This window comes from Geobacillus sp. ZGt-1 (genome assembly GCF_001026865.1).
GTDB lineage: Bacteria > Bacillota > Bacilli > Bacillales > Anoxybacillaceae > Geobacillus > Geobacillus thermoleovorans.
Genome location: NZ_LDPD01000006.1, coordinates 173,188 through 193,618 on the forward strand (window position 1 = coordinate 173,188; position 20,431 = coordinate 193,618).

The following is a 20,431-nucleotide window of genomic DNA, read 5'->3' on the forward strand; positions in this document are numbered from 1 at the left end:
TTAGCCGTGTGGAGTGTCAACCCTAAAGCAGAGGTTGATTTGTGCGGCCATGCAACTTTGGCGAGTGCCCATGTGCTGTGGGAGCGAGGGGAACACCGCCGAGATGAAGCGATTGCCTTTTTCACGAACAGCGGAGTATTGACGGCTATAAACAACGATGGTTGGATTCGGCTCGATTTTCCGAACGAAACGCCAGTGCGGGTTGAGTCGCCTCCTGCTGCGCTTGTTGGTGCCTTGCCAGCTGAACCGCTGTTTATCGGGCGCAACCGGTTCGATTATTTGGTGGAAATCGGCTCAGAACAGGAGGTGCGCAGACTGACCCCGGATTTCCGCCTGCTTCAAGAAGTAGATGCGCGCGGCATCATTGTGACAAGCCGTTCAGCGGCAGAAGAAGTGGATTTTGTATCGCGGTCCTTTTTTCCAGCTCTCGGTGTGCCGGAAGACCCGGTTACCGGCTCCGCCCACTGTTGCCTCGGGCCGTATTGGGCGGACAAGCTTGGGAAAACGACGTTAGTCGGCTACCAAGCTTCAGCCCGCGGCGGCATTGTGCGGGTGATGGTGGCAGGCGAGAGGGTTCAGCTCGAAGGAAAAGCCATCACCGTGCTGAAAGGGGATCTGGCCGCCGAGGCCGCTTTCGGATTGCAACCCATCTGAAACATTCCAGCGGAAACAATGCCTGTTCCGGATCCGGTTGGGCGGGCTGGTGTTTTCTTCACTGCCTATGCCAACGAAAAAGGCGCCCAAGCCTCACGTGAAAGGCGGGCTTCCTTTTTTCGGCGGCGGGCCGGCCGTGCCGGNTCAGCCAGCTTGGAGGTGCGGCCGGCGCCTGTATACGTTTAGTCATCCCACCGATACGTCCAAAACCGTTCTGTTTTGAGCCAAGCAAGTGCATCGCCGCGTTTGGATGCCGCTTGCATCAGTCCTTCGGTTTGCGAACGGTGGGCGCGAATGGCGGCCAGCTTCGTATCGATCACCGAGCTGACATCGCGCACGACATCCGGCTGGCCAAGGTCTTGTTCGCAGTTTTTCGCAAACGCAACGCAATGGACGGTTGGCCGTTCTTCTTTCGGCCAGCGCTTTAAGGCGCGGATGACAGCGGCTCCACACGCATCATGGTCGGGGTGGACGCTGTAGCCGGGGTAAAACGTAATGACAAGCGATGGATTCGTTTCTGCCACGATGGCGGCGATCTGGTCAGCCAGCTCTTCTTCATCCTCAAACTCGACCGTCTTGTCGCGATAGCCGAGCAGGCGCAAATCATGAATGCCAAGAATGCGGCATGCTTCCTCCAGTTCTTGCTTGCGGATGTGTGGAAGCGTTTCGCGGTTGGCAAACGGAGGCACGCCCATATTGCGCCCCATTTCTCCGAGCGTCAAGCAAGCGTACGTCACCGGCGTGCCGTTTTGCGCATGCTCGGCAATCGTTCCCGACACACCGAACGCTTCATCGTCCGGGTGGGGAAAAACAACGAGCACATGTCGTTCGTTCAACGGAACTCCCTCCTTACACAAACGGTTCGTTGCTCAGTTCGAGAGCCACGGCCAATTTCCCTTGATCATCATGGCCTGCTAGCAGCAACTGTCCTTTTTCTGTCCATTCCCAATGGGTCAGCCCTTCGGCGTACACCCAGCCAAGATCAAGCTTCAGTCCGACGCGATATGGCCCGGGGCCGGTGATCTTGCCGCGGGTGAAGCGGATGCAGGCATTGCGGATGTAGGCGCCGACGGAATAAAAACCTTCGTTATGATGGGAGGCGTATGCTCCGTTCGTCGTTTCCAAATGAATATACACGTCACGATTGGCAAAACGATTCAGCGCCTCTTGTACAGCTGCCGTGTCGATCGGTTGCAAGCGGCTCCCTCCTTGCTGTTTGTTTTTCTATTATTGTACATGACCGAGGCGTGTGAGCGGAAATATTTCGACTCCTATTGTATAATAAAAAAAGAGACACATCTTGGACTCATCCGCACCTACAAAGCGTTGAATGCTGATTCAACGAAAGAAGGGTGATGATCGATGGGGGTTCAAGGCAATGGTGTCACGATGCTGAATTTTGACGGCGTGTACCGACCGCAAAAGCGGCTGTTTCAGTTTCCGCACGAATGGGTCGATCTTGCCGACGTGCCGGAGACGAATTTGTATTGCAGCGAAGCGGCGCTTGCTGAAATTGAGCGGCGGCTTGAGCGGCGGCGGAAGCGCGGGGCGGTGCTGATCGGCAGCGGCAACTATCATTATGTCACGTATTTATTGCTTAAAGAAATCAACGAACCGTTTACGCTTGTGCTTTTTGACCGCCATACGGATGCTGAAGGAGGGGATGATGTCATTTCGTGCGGCTCATGGGTCTCCTATGCACTTAAGCATCCGCGGTTGCAAAAAGTCGTTATCGTTGGCCCAACTGCTTCTTCGCATCAACTCCGTTTATCTCCGAACATGACTGTTCTTCCATTTGATGATCATGATGAATGGCCAAAAGCGCTCATCGAGGCCATCCCGACCGGAAGCATCTATATCAGCATCGATAAAGACGCTCTTCGCCGCGAAGACGCGGTCACGAACTGGGATCAAGGAGTGATTCCGCTATCCCAGCTGCTCGCCTGCCTGCGGTTGCTCTTATTCCATAAAAAAGTGCTCGGCGTGGACATATGCGGCGAATACCCGCCCTCCGCTGTCGACATGTTCGACCCGCTTTGTCGCGAAGCGCGGGGAAAAAATGAGCAGGCGAACATGGCCATCTTGGAGACATATTTCCACTATGCGGCGCCGCATTTGCGGCCGGCGTGAGCGGCGAGAAGCGCGGGAAAGGCAGAACCGCTTTTGGTTTGGCGATCAGAAAAGCAAGGAAGACGCTGTCCCTTCGGATTTTGGCCATCGGGCCGGCGCTTCTGCCGGCCCGATGGCCGAAAAAGCCGGGAAGGCCGCTGCTTGAGGGGATGAGCCTAGTTGTCAAAAGCCGCTCCCGTACATAATGCGAAATTGTTTTTCATCGGAGCGGACATCGCGCGGCTCGATGTGCATGCGGGCGACTTTGGCAAACATCGTTCCGGCTTCAATGGTGTCCAAAAAGAGTTGAAGGGCGCTTTCATTCCCCTGAACTTCCATTTCCACTGTTCCGTCATCATTGTTTTTCACCCAACCGGTCAGCTGCCGTTTTAGCGCTTCGTGTTGGACGAAGTATCGAAACCCGACGCCTTGCACGCGCCCTTCCACGATGACATGAACTCTTTTCACGCCGATGAGTCCTCCTTCATTACGGTTGTTCTGCTTCCATCATATAATAGATGAGGCGGAAAATACATGAAAAAAGGAGCTTGATGGTTCAAGCTCCTTTTTTTACGGATGATAGCGATAATACTTGTTGTTGAATGAGCAGCACAAGCCGCGGGTGATCGCCTAGGTAAGAGCATAAATGCCACTGCTTGTCGGAAACAGAGAACCCCTGCAACTTCCGTTCGATCGTTTTCATTAAGACGCCGGTAAACAATAAGTACGGGACGACAAACACACGCCGATACGCCGATGCGTGGGCCCGTTCGAGCCCTTCATCAAGCGTCGGGCGGATGGCAGCGAGAAAACAAACGTCCACGTGCGGCACGTTCGTTTTTTCTTTTAAAAGCGCAGCGATGGCGGACATGTCGCGCTTCGTGTCTGGATCACTGCTGCCGCGGCCGACAAGAAGGATCATCGATTCACCGTCAAGCGGTGCGGACTGTTCGCTGATGCGGTCGATCATGATGTCGATCATTGCTTCATGGACGCCGAACGGAGCGCCACAGAGGATATCAACGGACGGATGGCGCCGTCTCGCGATGTCCAATGCTGCTGGAATATCGTGTTTGGCATGCCCTGCAGAAAGAAGGAGAAGCGGAACGACGATGACGCGTGTCGCCCCTTGGGCGACACAACGGTCAACGCCGGTGACAATGTCCGGTTCCGCGAGCTCGACAAAGCATAGCTCTTGAATCGGAATATCGATGGCCCTCCGGCACTGTTCGACGAAACGCGCCGCTTCATGGCGCGCGGCGGCAATGCGGCTGCCGTGGCTGACATATAAAACAGCTTCCATCGCCATCGCCTCACGATGTTGCGCCAGCGGCTGCGGATGACGCAAGCAACGGCTCAAACCATTGAATGTTGGCGCGCAGCCGGACGACGTCTCCGATCATGATCATGCTCGGATTTTGGATGTTTTCCTTGGCGGCGATTCCGGCGATCGTCGCGAGCGTGCCGGTGACGGTGCGTTGAGCAGTTGTCGTTCCCCATTCGATGACCGCCGCCGGCGTCTCCGGCGCTTTGCCGTATTTCATCAGCTGGCCGCAAATGTATGGCAAGTGATGAACCCCCATGTAAATGGCGATCGTATCGATGCCTTTGGCGAGGCTTTCCCATTTGATCTCGTCACGACTTCCGTCGCGCCGATGCCCGGTGACAAAGGCGACGCTTGAGCTGAACGCGCGATGGGTGACAGGGATGCCGGCATAAGCCGCCGCCGCGATGGCGGAGGTGATGCCGGGAACGATCTCAAATTCGATCCCATGTTTGGCCAGCGCCTCGGCCTCTTCGCCGCCGCGCCCGAACACGAACGGATCGCCGCCCTTTAAGCGGACGACCGTTTTTCCTTTTTTGGCATGCCAGACGAGCGCATGGTTGATCGTTTCCTGCTGCATGGCATGAAAGCCGGGCAGCTTGCCGCAAAAGATGAGTTCGGCGTCCGGCTTGGCATATGAAAGCAACTCTTCATTGATGAGACGGTCGTACAAAATGACATCCGCTTGCTGGATGCATTTTAATCCTTTGACGGTAATGAGTTCCGGGTCGCCGGGGCCGGCGCCGACAAGATATACTTTGCCCATCGTTGTTTCAGCCCCTTCGTGCATGATTCAGCCAGCCGCTGGAAAGCGGCATGGATGCTCGGCTGCTTTTATTGTAAATGGTCTGCCTTGGGATGAAAACGACCTTGTCAAATGACCTCCCGTTCTTTTTTGGCAGAGGACGGGGGAATCAGTCTGTTTTCGCGGCCGGGATCATTCCTCGCTCGCGCAGGTAGGCGAGCACTTGCTCGGCACATTCGTCAACCGAATAACGGTGTGTTTCGATCGTCAGCTCCGGTGCTTCCGGCGCTTCGTACGGCGAGTCGATGCCCGTAAATTCACGGATTTCCCCGCGGCGAGCTTTTTGATACAGCCCTTTCGGATCGCGCTTTTCGCATTCTTCAAGCGGGCAGTTGACGTAAATTTCGATAAACTCGTCTTCTTCGACTAAGCGGCGGACGAGCGCCCGGTCTTCGGCAAACGGCGAGATGAACGCCGTCAGCACAAACTGGCCGCTGTCGACAAACAGCTTTGCCACTTCGCCGATGCGGCGGATGTTTTCCGTCCGGTCGGCGGCGGAAAAGCCGAGATCTTTATTGAGCCCGTGCCGGATGTTGTCGCCGTCTAAGACATAATTCTGAATGCCGAGCTCAAACAGTCGTCTGGAGACAGCGTTGGCCACCGTCGATTTGCCGGAGCCGGACAGCCCGGTGAACCAAAGGATGGCGCTATGATGGCCGTTGCGCTTGCGACGATCTTCTTTTGTGACCGATGTGTGATGCCAAACGATGTTCGTGCTCATCGCGATCCTCCTTTAGCGCGCTGACGGGGCGACCGTTTCGCGTTCTTGCAGCCCTTTGATCAAGACGGCTGCCACTTCCGGGCGGCTGAACGTGCTCGGCGGCACTTGGCCGTTGCGCAGCATTTCACGAACTTTCGTGCCGGAAAGGACGACATGGTATTTCGCGTCATGCGGACACGTTTTTGTCGATGCCATCCCTTCGCATTTCGTGCAGTAAAAGCTATGTTCGAAAAAGAGCGGCGTAATGCCAAGCTCTTCAGCCGTAAAGTTCAAGAAGATTTTTTGCGCATCATACGTACCGTAATAATTGCCGACACCAGCGTGGTCGCGGCCGACGATGAAGTGCGTGCAGCCGAAATTTTTGCGCACCATCGCGTGGAAAATGGCTTCACGCGGACCGGCATAGCGCATCGCAGCTTGGAAGACGCCGAGGAAAACGCGGTCTTTCGGGTAATAGTTTTCCAGCAGCACTTGATAGCTTTCCATCCGGATGTCAGCCGGAATATCGTCCGCTTTCGTTTCGCCGACGAGTGGGTTTAAAAACAAGCCATCAACGATCTCGAGCGCGCATTTTTGAATGTATTCATGGGCGCGGTGAACCGGATTGCGCGTTTGGAAGCCGACAACGGTGTTCCAGCCAAACTCAGCAAACTTTTTCCGCGTTTCTGCTGGATCAAAATAAAACGAGGCGAATTGGCCTTTGTCGGTCCGTTTGACAAGCGTAATCTCCCCGCCGACATACACATCCGGTTTTTCAAACAGTTTGCGCACGCCTGGGTGAGCAAGTTCATCCGTTTTATAAACGAGCTTCGCTTCTTTCGTTTTGTCTGGGCGGTAAATGTCAGCGATCTCAATGACGCCGTAGACGTCGCCACGATAAACGAGTTTCGCCTTATCGCCGACGGCGAGCTCTTTCGCTTTTTCTTCTGTTACCGCGAGCGTGATCGGAATGCTCCAGACGGTGCCGTCAGACAGACGCATTGTTTCAACAACCGCGTCGTAATCCGTTTTCGTTAAAAAACCAGTGAGAGGGCTGTAGGCGCCCGTTCCGATCAGCTCCAAGTCGCTCAGTTCGGCTTTGGAGAGCTCGATCGTTTTGGTCGCCTCATCAAGCGGATAGTCCGGATTCCAACGATTGATCAATGTGCCGCCATGCGGGATGCTTACGCTCATGTTCATAACCTCCTAGATTGATAGATGTTGTGAAATGCCGCTGCCATGTTCATGAGGCAAGCGTTCTTTTTTCAGGCTAATGACGCCAAGCAGACGCTCAAGATGGCGATGACCGTATAGACGTCGCTGTCAAACAGCAGCTTGACGATTCGGAATGGCGTCCGATTCATCAGCGACGCCTATCGAGGCCGCCGCGCCGCTCGCCTCGATGTTCATGGCGAAGAAAAAGGATGCGATCAAAGCAATGGCAAGGAGCATATCGTTTTTCTCTCCTTAAGCGAGATGGAGACCGCATTCCGTCTTTCCTTGGCCGGCCCAGCGCCCGGAGCGCAAGTCGTTCGGATCTGTAGCCGGAGCGGTGCACGGGGCGCAACCGATGCTCGGGTAGCCGCGGTCGTGGAGCACATTGTACGGGAGATGGCGTTTGTACACGTAATTCCATACGTCTTTCCACGTCCAGTGAATGAGCGGACAGACTTTAATAGAACGGAACTTGTCGTCTTTGTTAATGTACTCGACATGCCGCCGCGTCGGCGATTGCTCGCGGCGCAAGCCGGAAATCCACGCCGTCACCCCGGTCAGCACCTCGCGCAGCGGAATGACTTTGCGCAGCTCACAGCATTTGTTCGGGTCGCGTTTCCATAACTCGTCGCCAAACTGCGCCTTCTGTTCTTCCAACGTCAAGCGCGGCTGCTTCATCACGATGCGAAGCGACGGATATTTTTCTTTCACTTTCGCGATCGTATCGTACGTCTCTGGAAAATGCAGGCCGGTATCCAAAAAGACGATTTCGGCGTCCGGTTTGACTTGGGAGATGAGATCAATCAGCACAATCCCCTCGATGCCGAAGCTGCACGCGTATACGATCTCATCGCCGTATTCGCGATACGCCCAAGCAAGGACGTCAAGCGCCCCTTTTGTTTCATTATCGGACGGAAAAGACGGTTTTTCCGCCTTTTCCCACTGATCATACGTGAGCATCGGTTTCTCCTCCTCACAAAATCAAAGAAAATCCACGTAATTAGTCGGATATATAGCGGCCAAACGGCAATTCGGCGGCGAAAATCCTTCCTTGCATGAATCAGAAAGAGCGGGAGAAAGGGTGCCCCTTATTTTACTAAAGATCTTCTTTAGCTGGAATTGGCACTTTGCTATAGGCGGCAGGTTGACGGAGTTCATTGAGCCAATTCCTCCCTCACTCCCGAGCAACGTATGCAACGCATGTCATTTAATTGATTAAAATTTTAGCACAATTGACGATAATGTCAATCATAGTTTTTCGATAGGAATTGTTTTTATACGAAACAGCTGCATTGCCTGCCTAGCAGCAGATGGGAGCGTTATTTTTTGCGCAGGCTTCCGAGCTCTTCGACAATCGCCTGCATTTCGCTTGGGCTGAACGTCTCGCGTTTCATCACCATCTCGTAAATGTCTCTCAACTCATCGTACCATTCCTCGGAAAAATGGGACGGCTTGATGGCATCCAAGTTCAGCACTTTCAACTTTTGCTTCAACTGTTCGATCATGTAGGCGACGTTTTCCGCCGACCGTTTTGATAAATCCATTCGTTTACTCCTTTCATGGCAAGTTACTATGTATTGTACCATAGGTGCAGGAAGAATGGGGAGAGATTGCCTGGCTTGCTTTTCTGATGAAAAACGGATGATGTGGTAAAATGTAGGTGCACATGCATAGTGCCAGTCTAAAAGGTTGGTGAAACACCTCGTTTTCTTCAAAATGGTTGTCGTGAACGCGCACAAAAGTTGTTGGCCCATTCGCACACGCTCCCCCGCTGGAGTTGTTTTTTCGTTACATCCCCGTCCTTCTAGGGACAAAAAGGGCTAGATGAAAAGAAATGAAGGAAAACTAACGGTGGAAAGCACCGTGGACATAGAGAGAGGGGTGGCTGTTTGGATGATTAAAGTGCTGTTTGTTTGTCTTGGAAACATTTGTCGCTCGCCGATGGCGGAAGCGGTCTTCCGTCATTTGGTGAAAGAGCGGGGGCTTGACGGTCTGATTGCCGTTGATTCGGCGGGAACAGGCAGCTGGCATGTCGGTGAGCCGCCGCATGTGGGGACAAGAAGGGTTTTGACTGAAAATAAGATCGACTACTCCGGCATCCGCGCCCGGCAAGTGAATCATCGTGACTTGGAAGAATTTGATTACATCATCGCCATGGACGCAGCCAACTTGAACGATTTGCGCCGATTGGCTGGCTCCCGTTCGAAAGCGGTGCTCGCCCGGTTGCTTGACTTTGTTCCCGACCGGGAAAAAGACGATGTGCCTGATCCGTATTATACCGGGAATTTTGCCGAAGTGTATCGCCTCGTCCGCTCAGGGTGCGAGCATTTGCTTGAGAGGATCATCCGCGACCATCGACTTGGTGTGGAGGAAACAAAATGACTTTGAGGGCGGCGCACCCGTCTAGGGAAAAACGGGGAAGGAGGGCAGCCGATGGTCGTAAATTTGGCGTTCATCCGTGAGTTGGCCCGCCGTTTTACGGAAGATGAAATCCCGCGTTTGTCGGCGGAATTGGCGTATTACTTTCTTCTGTCGCTCTTTCCGTTTTTGTTGTTTTTAATGACGCTGTTGGCGTATTTGCCGATTCCGCATGAAGATGTGCTTGCGCTCGTGCGGCAATACGCCCCGAAAGAGGCGCTTCACCTCATCGAGACGAACGTTTATCGTCTCATGAATGAGCAAAATGGGGGATTGTTGTCGTTTAGCATCATCGCAGCTATTTGGTCAGCGTCTAATGGCATGAGTGCCATTATGAGGGCATTCAACCGCGCTTATGATGTGCAAGAAGACCGGCCGTTTTGGATCGTACGCGGGCTGTCGATTGTGTTGACGCTCGGCATGATCGTTGTCATCATCGTTGCCCTCGTGCTTCCGGTCTTCGGGCGGATAATCGGGCTGTTTTTGTTCTCTGCTCTCGGGTTGTCGCAACAGTTTTTGGAGGTTTGGAACGCGTTTCGTTGGGTGACGAGTTCGCTGTTATTGTTTGCTGTCTTTACTGCCCTTTATTATTTCGCGCCGAACAAACAGCTTCGCTGCGTCAACGTCGTGCGCGGCGCGCTGTTTGCCACCGCCGGCTGGATTGCGGCGTCGCTGGCGTTCGCGTATTATGTCAACAACTTTGCCGATTACACGGCGATGTATGGCAGCCTTGGCGGGATGATCGTGTTGATGGTTTGGTTTTATTTGTCCGGCATGATTCTTGTCTTGGGCGGGGAACTCAACGCCATGTTTGACTGTGAGCGCGAAGGGAAAAGACGGCAGCGTTAGCGTGCATAAACGGTGCCGAGGCGGGATATCGTAACAATGCAGGGGATCTTGGCATAGGGGGGATCAAGATGACGAAACATACGAAAAAAGACGGGGGCACGAAGCAAAAAGGAAAAAACAGACCAAAGCATAAGACGAGTGGCAGTGCCAACGGCCAAAACGGCTATCATTGAAAGAAGCTGCCTCAAAAGGTGGTTCTTCGTTCAACATAGCACAACATATTGTAATATTGTGCCCCGGCGGTCGTTTTATGTGTATAGATGGAAATCAAAAAAAGGTGCCCTTCCCTTTTTGGAGGGCACCTTTCCTTTCATGCAAACACAGGCGCATCGAGCCGCCGCCGCTTTATTCAACGATTTCTTCGTGATGGTGGTAATAGCGCTCATAAATGTATTCAATTTCTGCATCGGTCATATAGGCGAGTTCCTCGCGCGACAATCCCCGCACTTTTTCGATAAACTCGATCATATTTTTCCGTTCCGTTCTGCTCATGATCGCCACTCCTTTATACTGTTTTAAAACAGAAACTTGATATCTTGGTTTTATTATATAACAGAGGGAACAAAATGGTCAACGATTTTTTTGAAAAAAATAAAAAATAAAAAACAAAAAACGGTCAAGCCGCTGTTTCCTGTTCCCGGCGGCTGACGAGGCAAATGGCCGGAACGAGGAGGACAGCGCTGACCGCAAGGAAAAAGGCGCGAGCAGAGAGATCAACCACGCTGCCGGCAAGCGGCGGGCCCGTCATGCTGCCGAGACTGTATAGCATCCCGCACAACAAATTGCCGGCGGGAAGCAGCTCTTTCGGCAACAGGTCGGTCATATAGGCGATGCCGAGCGAGAAGAGCGAGCCGGTAAACATGCCAGCGGTGAACAAACAAGCAGCCAACCCAACCGTGGACGCACCGACAGTGAGGGCAATCAAAAAACAACCGGCGCCGGCCAAGAGTGCACCGGTGATGATCTCGCGCCGCCCGAACCGGTCGCTGAGCGCTCCGAGCGGAAGCTGAAAGATGATGCCCCCAAGCGAGAAGCATGGCAAGATGAAGGCGATCTGCTCAGCGCTCATCCGTTCACGCAAGGCGTACAGCGGGAAGATGGAATGGACAGCCGCTTCTAAAAAACCGTAGGCAAACGGCAACAAAAGCGCTGGCCATGCCTGTTTCCAAGCGCCAATAAACCGACCGGCCGCCGACGAAGAACGTTCAAGCGGCTTTGGTTTTTCGTTCGGCAGCCAAAAGACGCCGATCCAACCGGCGAAACTAAGGAGAGCAGCTAAATAAAACGGAAGCGCCTTCTCGACCGAAGCGAGTGAAGCCAACAGCGGGCCGATGGTGAAGCCGAGGCCGAACGCCCACCCATACAGCGACAATCGCCGTCCGCGTTCAGTCGGCAGCGAAAAGTCCGTAATCCACGTTTGTGTCGCAAAATGAAGCATATGATCGCCGATGCCGATGGCAAAGCGAAGAACAAGCCAAAAGAAAAGAGAAGGAAAAAGTGGAAAAAGAATAAGCGAACATATTACAATGAAACCACCAAGGAGAATGAGGAGCCGATAGCCATAGCGTCTCAGCGGCCGTTCCAAAAATGGCGAAATGGTCAAGACACCGATATACAGGGCGGCGGCGTGCGCCCCGTTAACGGACGAAGAGACGCCGTTTTCATCAAGAAGCATCGCCAAAAGCGGCAGCAACATCCCTTGCGACAGACCGGAGACGGCGACAATCCCGGTTAAGATGGCAAAACGCATCGTGCATCCCCATTTCAGTTGAAATCGCCGGCTGATCAAACAAGCGAGGCCGGATGTTTCCCAGGGCGAATGAATGCCCTTATCCATCGTACATAGAAACGGCGGTCAATGCAACGAAAACAATCAAGAGGAAAGGTGGAAGAGAAATGAACAAGGTGTTTGCTTGGATGACATGGATCGGCGTGCCGGTGTCGGTCATCGGCGGGTTTCTTCATTGGCCGACTGTCTTGATGTTTGTGCTGTACTGTTTGACGATCATTGCGCTCGCCAGCTATATGGGGCGAGCGACGGAAAGCTTGGCGATCGTCGCCGGACCGCGCATTGGCGGGCTGTTGAACGCGACGTTTGGCAACGCGGTCGAGCTGATCATTTCCATTTTTGCCTTGCAGGCTGGACTCGTTGACGTCGTGCTCGCTTCCTTAACTGGTTCGGTGCTCGGGAACTTGCTTTTGGTGGCTGGGCTATCGTTTTTTGTCGGCGGACTAAAATATAAGCGGCAAGAATTCAACATTTATGATGCTCGTCATAATGCCGGGCTGCTGACTTTTGCTATCTTCATCGCTTTTGTCATTCCGGAAGTGTTTACCATGCATATGAATCACAGCGAACAAGTCGCGTTGAGCGTTGGCATTTCGATCATCATGATCTTGCTTTACGCCGCTGCCCTTTATTTCCGGCTTGTCACCCATCGCGGCGTATATCAGCATAAATCAGAAGAAGTGGAAGAACATGAAGAGCCCGAATGGGGCAAAGGGAAAGCGACCGCCATTTTGGCGCTGGCGACGGTTGCGGTCGCCTATTTATCGGAACGGCTCGTTCATACGTTTGAAACGGTCGCCGAGTCATTCGGCTGGAGCGAGCTGTTTATCGGGATCATCATCGTGGCCATCGTCGGCAATGCGGCGGAGCACGCTTCCGCGGTGATTATGGCGTACAAAAACAAAATGAATGTCGCGGTGGAAATTGCCGTCGGCTCGACATTGCAAATCGCCATGTTCGTTGCGCCGGTGCTTGTGCTCGTTTCGCTTTTGTTTCCGGAAAAAATGCCGCTTGTCTTTTCACTTCCTGAGCTGGTGGCGATGGCTGCTTCCGTCCTTTTGATGATCGTGCTGTCAAATGATGGTGATACGAACTGGTTTGAAGGAGCAACATTGCTCGCTGCCTATACGATCATGGGCATCGGTTTTTACTTGCTGTAAGTGACTGCATCCGGGTATTCGCCGTCCGGGTGTTTTTTTGCGGGTGCGGGAAGTGGGGCGCCAAACGGGGAAAATTTTCGCCGCCGCGGATAAACGGCGCATTTTGAAAGAAACTAACAGTGAATAACGTGGGAAGAAAGGAGTGAAGACGATGAAAAAGTGGGCTGTTTCGCTGTTCGTGAGCGTGCTTCTTCTTTATGCGGCGGCGTTTTCGGCGCTGGCGGCTGCCGGCAAACCGGCGCCCGGTGCGGTGATTGATATATCGAAAGAAAATACGTATCCGAACCCGACGCAAGATTTGCCGCATTTGGAACCGAGCTCGTTTACAAAACAGCTGTTAAGATCGGCGAATGTGAAAATTGAGAATCCCGAATTGATCCATCTCTTTAATGAATCTTCGGCGACCGACACGCCATGGGCCGTTGGCTATCGAGCGACGATTTATTTAGGCCAATGGCCGCTCAATTACCAGTCGATCGAAACGTCGACGAACTGGGAATATCAAAAGGTCAACACGAATTTCCTTGATAACCGCGGCGGCGATACGGCGCAAAAGTTGTACTATAAACAAGAAATGCAAAAATACGTCCGCGGCGGGTTGACGGTGAAAGTGCCGAATGAAGACGCGGTTAAGCGGATGATGTTAAACAAAGCGATGGAAAAGACGAACTTGCCGCTCTCTTTCAGCACGGTTGTCGGCCTTGGCACGAAAAAAGACCAACCGTACAACGTACCGGCGAAAAAAATAGGTTATTTGTACGCGTACGCTCCGGCGGTGAATGAAAAAGGGAAAGTAACATACGGGGAAGTGTACGTCGTGCTCAAAGGAAACAAAAAGAAAATTGTCGTCAAAAACGTGACGACAAGAGGGGTTGGGGCGTGGATTCCGGTGCAGGATCGCCTGTACATGTCATATGTGGTGAGTGAACAGCCAAGATAAAACGTCAAGGAAAAGCTCCTTGACGTTTTTTATCGGCCAATGCGCGCGGACCGCTTCGTAAAATCGACGCCGCGGTAATACGTCTGCTTCACAAGGACGTTCGGTCCGAGGCAGCGTGCCGACGGGCAGTGGCAAAGAAGCTCCCTAGCAAGCTTTGAGCGCCGCCATTTGTCATACACGTCTGGCAGCGAATCGTGAATGATGTTGCCAAGCGGCGGTTCATCACCGAAATCGGTGACGATGACATCGCCGGTGAAAATATTGACATTGAGCCGTGAACGTCCGTCTGGATCGTTGCGCACGGTGACGTTTTTGCTTTCATACAGCCGCTTCAATAGGCGCACATCTTCTTCGTTGTCGCTGCACGGGTAAAACGGCAGCGTGCCAAACAGCATCCAGACGTTTTCGTCGCGAATGTCAAGCAAATGGTGAATCGCTTCGCGCAATTCGTCCAAGCTCAACGTCTCCAAAGCGCTGGCAAAATCGCTCGGATACATCGGATGGATTTCATGGCGCCGGCAGCCCATTGCCTCGACAACTTGGCGGTGGATCGTTTCCAAGTGGCGGACGGTTCGTTTGTTTAACATCGTTTCCGCCGATACCATCACGCCGGCATTTGCCAGCGCTTTTGCATTGTCAAGCATGCGCTGGAAGTATTTCTCGCGTTGGGCGCGCGTCGGCTTCCGCTCCATCATGGCAAAACCACCTTCGACAAAGTCGTCGATCGTCCCCCAGTTGTGCGAGATATGGAGCACATCCAAATACGGAATGACTGGTTCATAGCGAGACAAATCCAACGTCAAGTTCGAATTGAGCTGCGTCCGCACCCCGCGCTCGTGCGCGTAGCGGAGAAGGGGAACGACGTATTGTTCGACGGATTTTAATGACAGCATCGGCTCGCCGCCGGTGATGCTTAATGACCGCAAATGCGGAATTTCCTCGAGCCGGCGGAGCAACATATCAAGCGGCAGCGCCTCGGGATCTTTCATTGTCAACGTATAGCCAACAGCACAATGCTCACAGCGCATATTGCAAAGCGTCGTTGTGGTAAACTCAATATTCGTCAGTTGTAGTTTTCCATATTCTTCAATATCGACGTACGCTTCCCAAGGGTCATACGCCGGTGTAATGGCTGGCATGGTGGATGAGCGCATGGTCTTCTCCTCTTTCCATTCAAAGTCCCAACGTTCATTATCGGCAACAGTCACTCCGCTTGTCAATCGTTTTGGCCGCTGATCCTCTATCCCATTCCTATGAGGCGGGCGGGGGACTGATGAGACAGAAAAGAAAGATTTTTTCCATAACCGAGAAAAAGCAGTATAATAGAAGAAGATGAGACAACTGCCAATAGGGCGATCCAAAAGGAAAGGGCGTGGAATCAGCATGGAAAAATTCCAGCAAAGCATGTATGACTTGATCGTTGAGACATCAACGAAGCTGCCGAAGGACGTTCGCCGAGCGATCGCTCGAGCGAAAGTGCGCGAAAACGCCGGCACGCGGGCGGCCATGGCGCTCGATACGATCGTCGAGAACATTCAAATGGCGGACGAAAACGTGTCGCCGATCTGTCAGGACACCGGCTTGCCGACGTTTAAAATCAAAGTGCCGGTCGGCGTGAATCAAATCGAAATGAAAAAAGCGATCCGCGCCGCCATTGTCGAAGCGACGAAAAACGGCAAGCTGCGTCCGAACTCGGTCGACTCGCTCACCGGCAAAAACAGCGGCGACAACTTAGGGGAAGGCGTGCCGGTCATCAAATTTGAACAATGGGAAAACGATTACATTGACGTTCGCCTTATTTTAAAAGGCGGCGGTTGTGAAAACAAAAACATTCAATACAGCCTTCCGTGTGAACTCGAGGGGCTCGGCCGCGCCGGCCGCGACCTTGACGGCATCCGCAAATGCATTTTGCATGCGGTGTACCAAGCGCAAGGGCAAGGATGCAGCGCCGGCTTTATCGGCGTCGGCATCGGCGGCGACCGCTCATCGGGCTATGAGTTGGCGAAAGAGCAGCTGTTCCGTCCGGTCGATGATGTCAATCCGATTGAAGAATTGCGCCAACTCGAAGAATACATTATGGAAAACGCCAACAAACTTGGCATCGGCACGATGGGCTTTGGCGGCGAATCGACGCTGCTTGGCTGTAAAATCGGCGTTATGCACCGCATCCCGGCGAGCTTCTTCGTTTCGGTCGCCTACAACTGCTGGGCGTTTCGGCGCATGGGCGTGAAAATCGACCCGGCGACCGGTGAGATCATCGAATGGCTGTACCAAGACGGCGAAGACGTCGATTTTGCAAAAGAGTTGGAAAAAGCGGAAGCAGCCGCGGCGCTTGAACAAGGCGACACACGCGTCATCGACCTTGTTCCGCCGCTGTCGGAAGAACAAGTGCGCCAGCTTCGCGTCGGCGACGTCGTCCGCATCAGCGGCGTCATTTACACCGGCCGCGATGCCATTCATAAATATTTGATGGACCATGACGCGCCGGTCGACTTGAACGGGCAAATCATTTATCATTGCGGCCCGGTCATGTTAAAAGATGAAGAAGGCCGCTGGCACGCCAAAGCTGCCGGCCCGACGACAAGCATCCGTGAAGAGCCGTACCAAGGCGACATCATGAAAAAATTCGGTGTCCGCGCTGTCATCGGCAAAGGCGGCATGGGCGCGAAGACGCTGCAAGCGTTAAAAGAACACGGCGGCGTGTATTTGAACGCGATCGGCGGCGCGGCGCAATATTACGCCGATTGCATCAAATCCGTGGAAGGCGTTGATTTGCTGGAGTTTGGCATCCCCGAAGCGATGTGGCATTTGCGCGTCGAAAACTTCACTGCTGTTGTCACGATGGATTCGCACGGCAACAGCTTGCATGAAGATGTGGAAAAATCGTCGCTTGAAAAGCTGGCTCAGTTCAAAGAGCCGGTGTTCAAGTAAGAAGGAGAGCTGAATTTCAAGCACATGGCTATTGGTATTCAAACAAGCTGATCCCGTTTTCTTCTCTGTCCCCAAAGCGTTTGCTTTTGGGGCCTTTTTTTGCAAAAAATGGCGCGCGTAAAGCGGTCAGGGGTGAAAACAATAAGAAAGAGGAAAAGATGGCGGCCAAGGAGGAACTAGGCATGAGATGGCTCATTTCTCTCGTTTTAGCGCTCGCGCTTTTTCCCGCCCCTGCTTTTGCCATAAGCAATGCGCCGATCCATTGGGGATTTAAGAGAAGCGAAAACCACGAGCCCCCATCGGCGGGAAAAGAGCTCGATGAACTGCTCGCCAAATATGACGCCTTTTATTTAGGCGACACGAGCGAAAAAACGATCTATTTAACATTTGACAACGGGTATGAAAACGGCTATACGGCGCAAATTTTGGACGTGTTAAAGGAAAAACATGTGCCAGCCGCCTTTTTTGTCACTGGTCATTATTTGCAAACAGCGCCCGATTTAGTCAAACGGATGGCGGCGGAAGGGCATATCATCGGCAACCATTCATGGCACCATCCCGATTTGACGGCGGCAAGCGAAGAGCGGTTCCGTGAAGAGCTGGAAAAAGTAAAAGAAAAGACCGAGGAATTGACCGGGCAAAAAGGGATGGCGTACCTTCGCCCGCCGCGCGGCATTTTCAGCGAACGGACGTTATCTCTCGCCCGCGACCTTGGCTATTATCACGTCTTTTGGTCGCTTGCGTTCGTCGACTGGCAAACTGACCGCCAGCGCGGCTGGCAATATGCTTACGACCAAATCATGAAACAAATCCATCCGGGGGCGATTTTGCTGTTGCATTCCGTGTCCAAAGACAATGCCGAAGCGCTGCCGAAGGTGATCGACGACTTGCGCAAACAAGGGTATACGTTTGCCAGCTTAGATGAGTTGATGGTGAAAAAGATGGGCCTCCATCCGCGGCTGTTTCGCCCATAAGCCGCTTTCATCACTTGAGCGCAAAAGTGGTACGAAACGTTGTGTGTTGGACCATTCGAAAACCCGCCTCGTTCTGTCAACCGAACCATATGCCGCTGCCTCGTCCTGCCAACAAGTTGGTTCGACGGGGCGTTTTTCGTTATAATAGGGGCACGGACAAATGAGAAAGGTGAGAACGATGTGGAAGCAAACGATTACCGTGCCCGCGCCGTACGATTTTGCGCATGCGTTGGAGCGATTGGCGCTCGATCCGCTGCTGGCGGTTGATCTAGAGCGGCAGCGCGTCACCGTGCCGCTTCATCTCGATGACGTAAAGGTGCCTGTCGTGGTGGAAAGCATCGGCGCGAAAGACGCCCCGCGCTTTATCGTGTCGGGGCCGCATCCCGAGCGGCAACAGGAGATCATCGAACGGATTTCTCATCTGTTTCAATGGCGGACGCCCCTTGCCTCGGTGCACGGCTACTTTCAGGCGACCGAGCTGGCGCCGCTGTTTGCCCGTTATGAGGGGCTGCCGTTGGTGCTTGATTTTGATTTGTATTTTTGCCTCGTCAAATGTTTGATCCACCAACAGCTTCATCTCAAAGTCGGCTATCGGCTCACAGAGCGGTTTGTGAAAACGTTCGGCGAGGAGCGGGACGGCGTTTGGTTTTACCCGCGCCCAGAAGAGATCGCGGCCCGCTCGTACGAGGACTTGCGCGCCTTGCAGCTGAGCGGGCGGAAAGCCGAATATATCGTCAATGTGTCGCGCCTCATTGCCGAGGGGAAGCTGCGGCTTGATGAACTCGAGCAGATGGAAGACGGCGAGGTGATGGAGAGGCTGACCGCCGTGCGCGGCATCGGTCCGTGGACCGTGCAAAATTTCCTCCTCTTCGGCCTCGGCCGCCCAAACGTCTTCCCGCCGGCGGATATCGGTTTGCAGCGGGCGGTCGAAAAATGGTTCGGGCTTCCGAAGCGGCCGACCACAAAAGAGATGGCGGCGCTTGGCGAACGATGGAAGCCGTACGCCAGCTATGCGGCGCTTTATTTATGGCGAAGCATTGAATGAGAGGGACCGATATGGCAAAGCAACAAATGAACATCAAAATCAAAAAAGGCGAGCAATTTCCCGTGACGATTCAACGGATCGGCATTAACGGCGAAGGGGTCGGTTATTTCCAAAAACAAGTCGTCTTCGTCCCCGGCGCCTTGCCGGGTGAAGAAGTCATCGTTGAGGCGACGGACATCCACCCAACCTACGCCGAGGCGAAAATCAAGCGCATCCGCAAGCGCTCGCCAAACCGCATCAAGCCGCCCTGTCCGCTCTATGACCAGTGCGGCGGCTGCCAGTTGCAGCACTTGGCGTACGAGGCGCAGCTCGAGGCGAAGCGCGACATTGTCATCCAGGCGCTCCGCCGCCATGCCCGGCGCCTCGATGTCGACAAGCTTGACATCCGCCCGACGATCGGCATGGACAACCCGTGGCATTACCGAAACAAAAGCCAGTTTCAAGTTGGAATGAAGGAAGGGAAGGTGCTCGCCGGCCTGTACGGCCTCAACTCCCACCGGCTCATCGATTTATCGGAATGCCGCGTCCAGCATCCGCAAACGACGCGCGTCACGAACATCGTGAAAACGATTTTGCAAGACTTGCACATCCCGATTTACAACGAGCGGACAAGAATGGGCGTCGTGCGGACGATCGTCGCCCGCGTCGGCTTTCATACCGGCGACATCCAGCTTGTGCTTGTGACAGCGACAAAAGACATTCCGCGCAAAGAGCTGTTGATCGAGGAAATCCGCCGCCGTCTTCCAGAAGTGAAATCGATCGTGCAAAACATCAACGGCGAAAAAACGTCGCTTATTTTCGGCGACGAGACAGAAGTGCTCGCCGGCGACGAATACATTCAAGAAACGCTCGGCGATTTGTCGTTTGAACTGTCGGCGCGCGCCTTTTTCCAGCTCAACCCGTTGCAGACGGTGAAATTGTACGACGAAGTGAAAAAAGCGGCCGCCCTCACCGGAACGGAGCGGATCGTTGACGCTTACTGCGGCGTCGGCACGATCGGTTTGTGGCTTGCTCGCGATGCCAAAGAAGTGCGCGGCATGGACACGATTCCGGAAGCGATCGAAGACGCGCAAAACAACGCCAAAAAGCATGGGTTCACCAACACGCACTATGTCGTCGGCAAAGCCGAATATTGGCTGCCAAAATGGGTGAACGAAGGCTGGAAGCCGGACGTCATCATCGTCGACCCGCCCCGCGTCGGCTGCGACCGGGCGTTGCTTGAAACGATTCTCCACGTCCGCCCGAAAACAGTCGTCTACGTCTCATGCAACCCGTCCAGCCTCGCCCGCGATCTCGATGCCTTGGCTGCACAATATCGCGTCGACTACATCCAACCGGTGGACATGTTTCCGCACACGGCGCATGTGGAAGCGGTGGCGAAATTAACGCTGCAATTTTGACACTCCACACGTCTTCAGCCGTGTGGAGTGTCAATGGAAAATGAAATCGGGTTCTTCCACTCCTTTTTGGGAGAAAGAAGAGAGGGAGAAAAAGTGGGGGAACCCTTGGAAAAGCAAG

General features: G+C 53.6%; 22 protein-coding genes. 10 read left to right on the forward strand and 12 right to left on the reverse strand.

Going from position 1 to position 20,431, the window contains the following annotated elements; all coding sequences use genetic code 11:
• A partial coding sequence (locus tag VU18_RS01700) for a PhzF family phenazine biosynthesis protein (RefSeq protein ID WP_152668820.1) occupies nt 1–654 on the forward strand: 654 nt, incomplete at its 5' end.
• A gap of 182 nt (nt 655–836) precedes the next feature.
• On the opposite strand, the gene bshB2 is transcribed toward VU18_RS01700, so the two are convergent.
• Together bshB2 and VU18_RS01710 are read right to left on the reverse strand one after the other, a co-directional pair.
• Complete coding sequence (bshB2, locus tag VU18_RS01705; RefSeq protein WP_011229911.1) at nt 837–1,490, reverse strand: bacillithiol biosynthesis deacetylase BshB2; 654 nt, start codon at nt 1,488–1,490, stop codon at nt 837–839.
• Nucleotides 1,491–1,503: 13 nt separating this feature from the next.
• Nucleotides 1,504–1,851, reverse strand: coding sequence for a YojF family protein (locus VU18_RS01710; RefSeq protein ID WP_011229912.1), 348 nt, complete (start codon nt 1,849–1,851; stop codon nt 1,504–1,506).
• A 165-nt stretch (nt 1,852–2,016) separates the two neighbouring features.
• On the opposite strand from VU18_RS01710, the gene VU18_RS01715 reads away from it, so the two are divergent.
• On the forward strand, nt 2,017–2,784 hold the full coding sequence (locus VU18_RS01715) for an arginase family protein (RefSeq protein WP_021321836.1): 768 nt from the start codon (nt 2,017–2,019) through the stop codon (nt 2,782–2,784).
• Between the two features lie 162 nt (nt 2,785–2,946).
• Here VU18_RS01715 and VU18_RS01720 read toward each other — a convergent pair whose 3' ends face one another.
• From VU18_RS01720 to VU18_RS01755, 7 genes are all read right to left on the reverse strand, one after another.
• Nucleotides 2,947–3,231, reverse strand: coding sequence for an acylphosphatase (locus tag VU18_RS01720; RefSeq protein ID WP_011229915.1), 285 nt, complete (start codon nt 3,229–3,231; stop codon nt 2,947–2,949).
• 88 nt (nt 3,232–3,319) lie between these two features.
• Nucleotides 3,320–4,066 (reverse strand): sirohydrochlorin chelatase, encoded by a 747-nt coding sequence (locus VU18_RS01725; protein ID WP_013146355.1) that lies wholly within the window; start codon nt 4,064–4,066, stop codon nt 3,320–3,322.
• Between the two features lie 10 nt (nt 4,067–4,076).
• Nucleotides 4,077–4,853: a uroporphyrinogen-III C-methyltransferase gene (gene cobA, locus VU18_RS01730; RefSeq protein ID WP_011229917.1), complete on the reverse strand. Its 777-nt coding sequence runs from the start codon at nt 4,851–4,853 to the stop codon at nt 4,077–4,079.
• 148 nt (nt 4,854–5,001) lie between these two features.
• The gene (gene cysC, locus VU18_RS01735; protein ID WP_011229918.1) at nt 5,002–5,613 is read right to left on the reverse strand and encodes an adenylyl-sulfate kinase; all 612 of its coding nucleotides are present in this window, start codon (nt 5,611–5,613) and stop codon (nt 5,002–5,004) included.
• Nucleotides 5,614–5,625: 12 nt separating this feature from the next.
• The gene (gene sat / locus VU18_RS01740; RefSeq protein ID WP_011229919.1) at nt 5,626–6,786 is read right to left on the reverse strand and encodes a sulfate adenylyltransferase; all 1,161 of its coding nucleotides are present in this window, start codon (nt 6,784–6,786) and stop codon (nt 5,626–5,628) included.
• 273 nt (nt 6,787–7,059) lie between these two features.
• Complete coding sequence (locus tag VU18_RS01750; RefSeq protein ID WP_011229920.1) at nt 7,060–7,767, reverse strand: phosphoadenylyl-sulfate reductase; 708 nt, start codon at nt 7,765–7,767, stop codon at nt 7,060–7,062.
• A 359-nt stretch (nt 7,768–8,126) separates the two neighbouring features.
• Entirely contained in the window at nt 8,127–8,351 is a 225-nt protein-coding gene (locus tag VU18_RS01755) for a DUF1128 domain-containing protein (RefSeq protein WP_011229922.1), read from the reverse strand.
• Nucleotides 8,352–8,700: 349 nt separating this feature from the next.
• Here VU18_RS01755 and VU18_RS01760 point away from each other — a divergent pair, with 349 nt between their 5' ends.
• Together VU18_RS01760 and VU18_RS01765 are read left to right on the forward strand one after the other, a co-directional pair.
• The gene (locus VU18_RS01760) at nt 8,701–9,189 is read left to right on the forward strand and encodes a low molecular weight protein-tyrosine-phosphatase (RefSeq protein ID WP_013146347.1); all 489 of its coding nucleotides are present in this window, start codon (nt 8,701–8,703) and stop codon (nt 9,187–9,189) included.
• A 51-nt stretch (nt 9,190–9,240) separates the two neighbouring features.
• The gene (locus VU18_RS01765) at nt 9,241–10,074 is read left to right on the forward strand and encodes a YihY/virulence factor BrkB family protein (RefSeq protein ID WP_011229924.1); all 834 of its coding nucleotides are present in this window, start codon (nt 9,241–9,243) and stop codon (nt 10,072–10,074) included.
• 345 nt (nt 10,075–10,419) lie between these two features.
• Here the strand turns inward: VU18_RS01765 and VU18_RS01770 are convergent, their stop codons facing one another.
• Both VU18_RS01770 and VU18_RS01775 read right to left on the reverse strand, forming a co-directional pair.
• Nucleotides 10,420–10,566 (reverse strand): BH0509 family protein, encoded by a 147-nt coding sequence (locus VU18_RS01770; RefSeq protein ID WP_011229925.1) that lies wholly within the window; start codon nt 10,564–10,566, stop codon nt 10,420–10,422.
• Nucleotides 10,567–10,690: 124 nt separating this feature from the next.
• The gene (locus VU18_RS01775; RefSeq protein WP_011229926.1) at nt 10,691–11,824 is read right to left on the reverse strand and encodes an MFS transporter; all 1,134 of its coding nucleotides are present in this window, start codon (nt 11,822–11,824) and stop codon (nt 10,691–10,693) included.
• A 146-nt stretch (nt 11,825–11,970) separates the two neighbouring features.
• Between VU18_RS01775 and cax the strand changes: the two genes are divergently transcribed.
• The gene (gene cax, locus VU18_RS01780; protein ID WP_011229927.1) at nt 11,971–13,023 is read left to right on the forward strand and encodes a calcium/proton exchanger; all 1,053 of its coding nucleotides are present in this window, start codon (nt 11,971–11,973) and stop codon (nt 13,021–13,023) included.
• Between the two features lie 151 nt (nt 13,024–13,174).
• Nucleotides 13,175–13,963 carry a YfkD famly protein gene (locus tag VU18_RS01785; RefSeq protein WP_011229928.1) on the forward strand — a complete coding sequence of 263 codons (789 nt, stop codon included), beginning with the start codon at nt 13,175–13,177 and terminating at the stop codon, nt 13,961–13,963.
• A 29-nt stretch (nt 13,964–13,992) separates the two neighbouring features.
• On the opposite strand, the gene yfkAB is transcribed toward VU18_RS01785, so the two are convergent.
• Nucleotides 13,993–15,117 (reverse strand): radical SAM/CxCxxxxC motif protein YfkAB, encoded by a 1,125-nt coding sequence (yfkAB, locus tag VU18_RS01790; RefSeq protein ID WP_011229929.1) that lies wholly within the window; start codon nt 15,115–15,117, stop codon nt 13,993–13,995.
• A 229-nt stretch (nt 15,118–15,346) separates the two neighbouring features.
• Here yfkAB and VU18_RS01795 point away from each other — a divergent pair, with 229 nt between their 5' ends.
• The 4 genes from VU18_RS01795 to rlmD all read left to right on the forward strand — a co-directional run bounded on the left by VU18_RS01795 (nt 15,347) and on the right by rlmD (nt 20,313).
• Nucleotides 15,347–16,894 carry a fumarate hydratase gene (locus VU18_RS01795; protein WP_011229930.1) on the forward strand — a complete coding sequence of 516 codons (1,548 nt, stop codon included), beginning with the start codon at nt 15,347–15,349 and terminating at the stop codon, nt 16,892–16,894.
• 182 nt (nt 16,895–17,076) lie between these two features.
• On the forward strand, nt 17,077–17,868 hold the full coding sequence (gene pdaA / locus VU18_RS01800; RefSeq protein WP_047757539.1) for a delta-lactam-biosynthetic de-N-acetylase: 792 nt from the start codon (nt 17,077–17,079) through the stop codon (nt 17,866–17,868).
• Nucleotides 17,869–18,046: 178 nt separating this feature from the next.
• Nucleotides 18,047–18,913 (forward strand): DNA-3-methyladenine glycosylase, encoded by an 867-nt coding sequence (locus VU18_RS01805; protein WP_014194896.1) that lies wholly within the window; start codon nt 18,047–18,049, stop codon nt 18,911–18,913.
• Nucleotides 18,910–20,313 (forward strand): 23S rRNA (uracil(1939)-C(5))-methyltransferase RlmD, encoded by a 1,404-nt coding sequence (gene rlmD / locus VU18_RS01810; RefSeq protein ID WP_020279474.1) that lies wholly within the window; start codon nt 18,910–18,912, stop codon nt 20,311–20,313. The genes VU18_RS01805 and rlmD overlap by 4 nt, the downstream gene beginning before the upstream one ends.
• Nucleotides 20,314–20,431 lie beyond the last annotated feature (118 nt).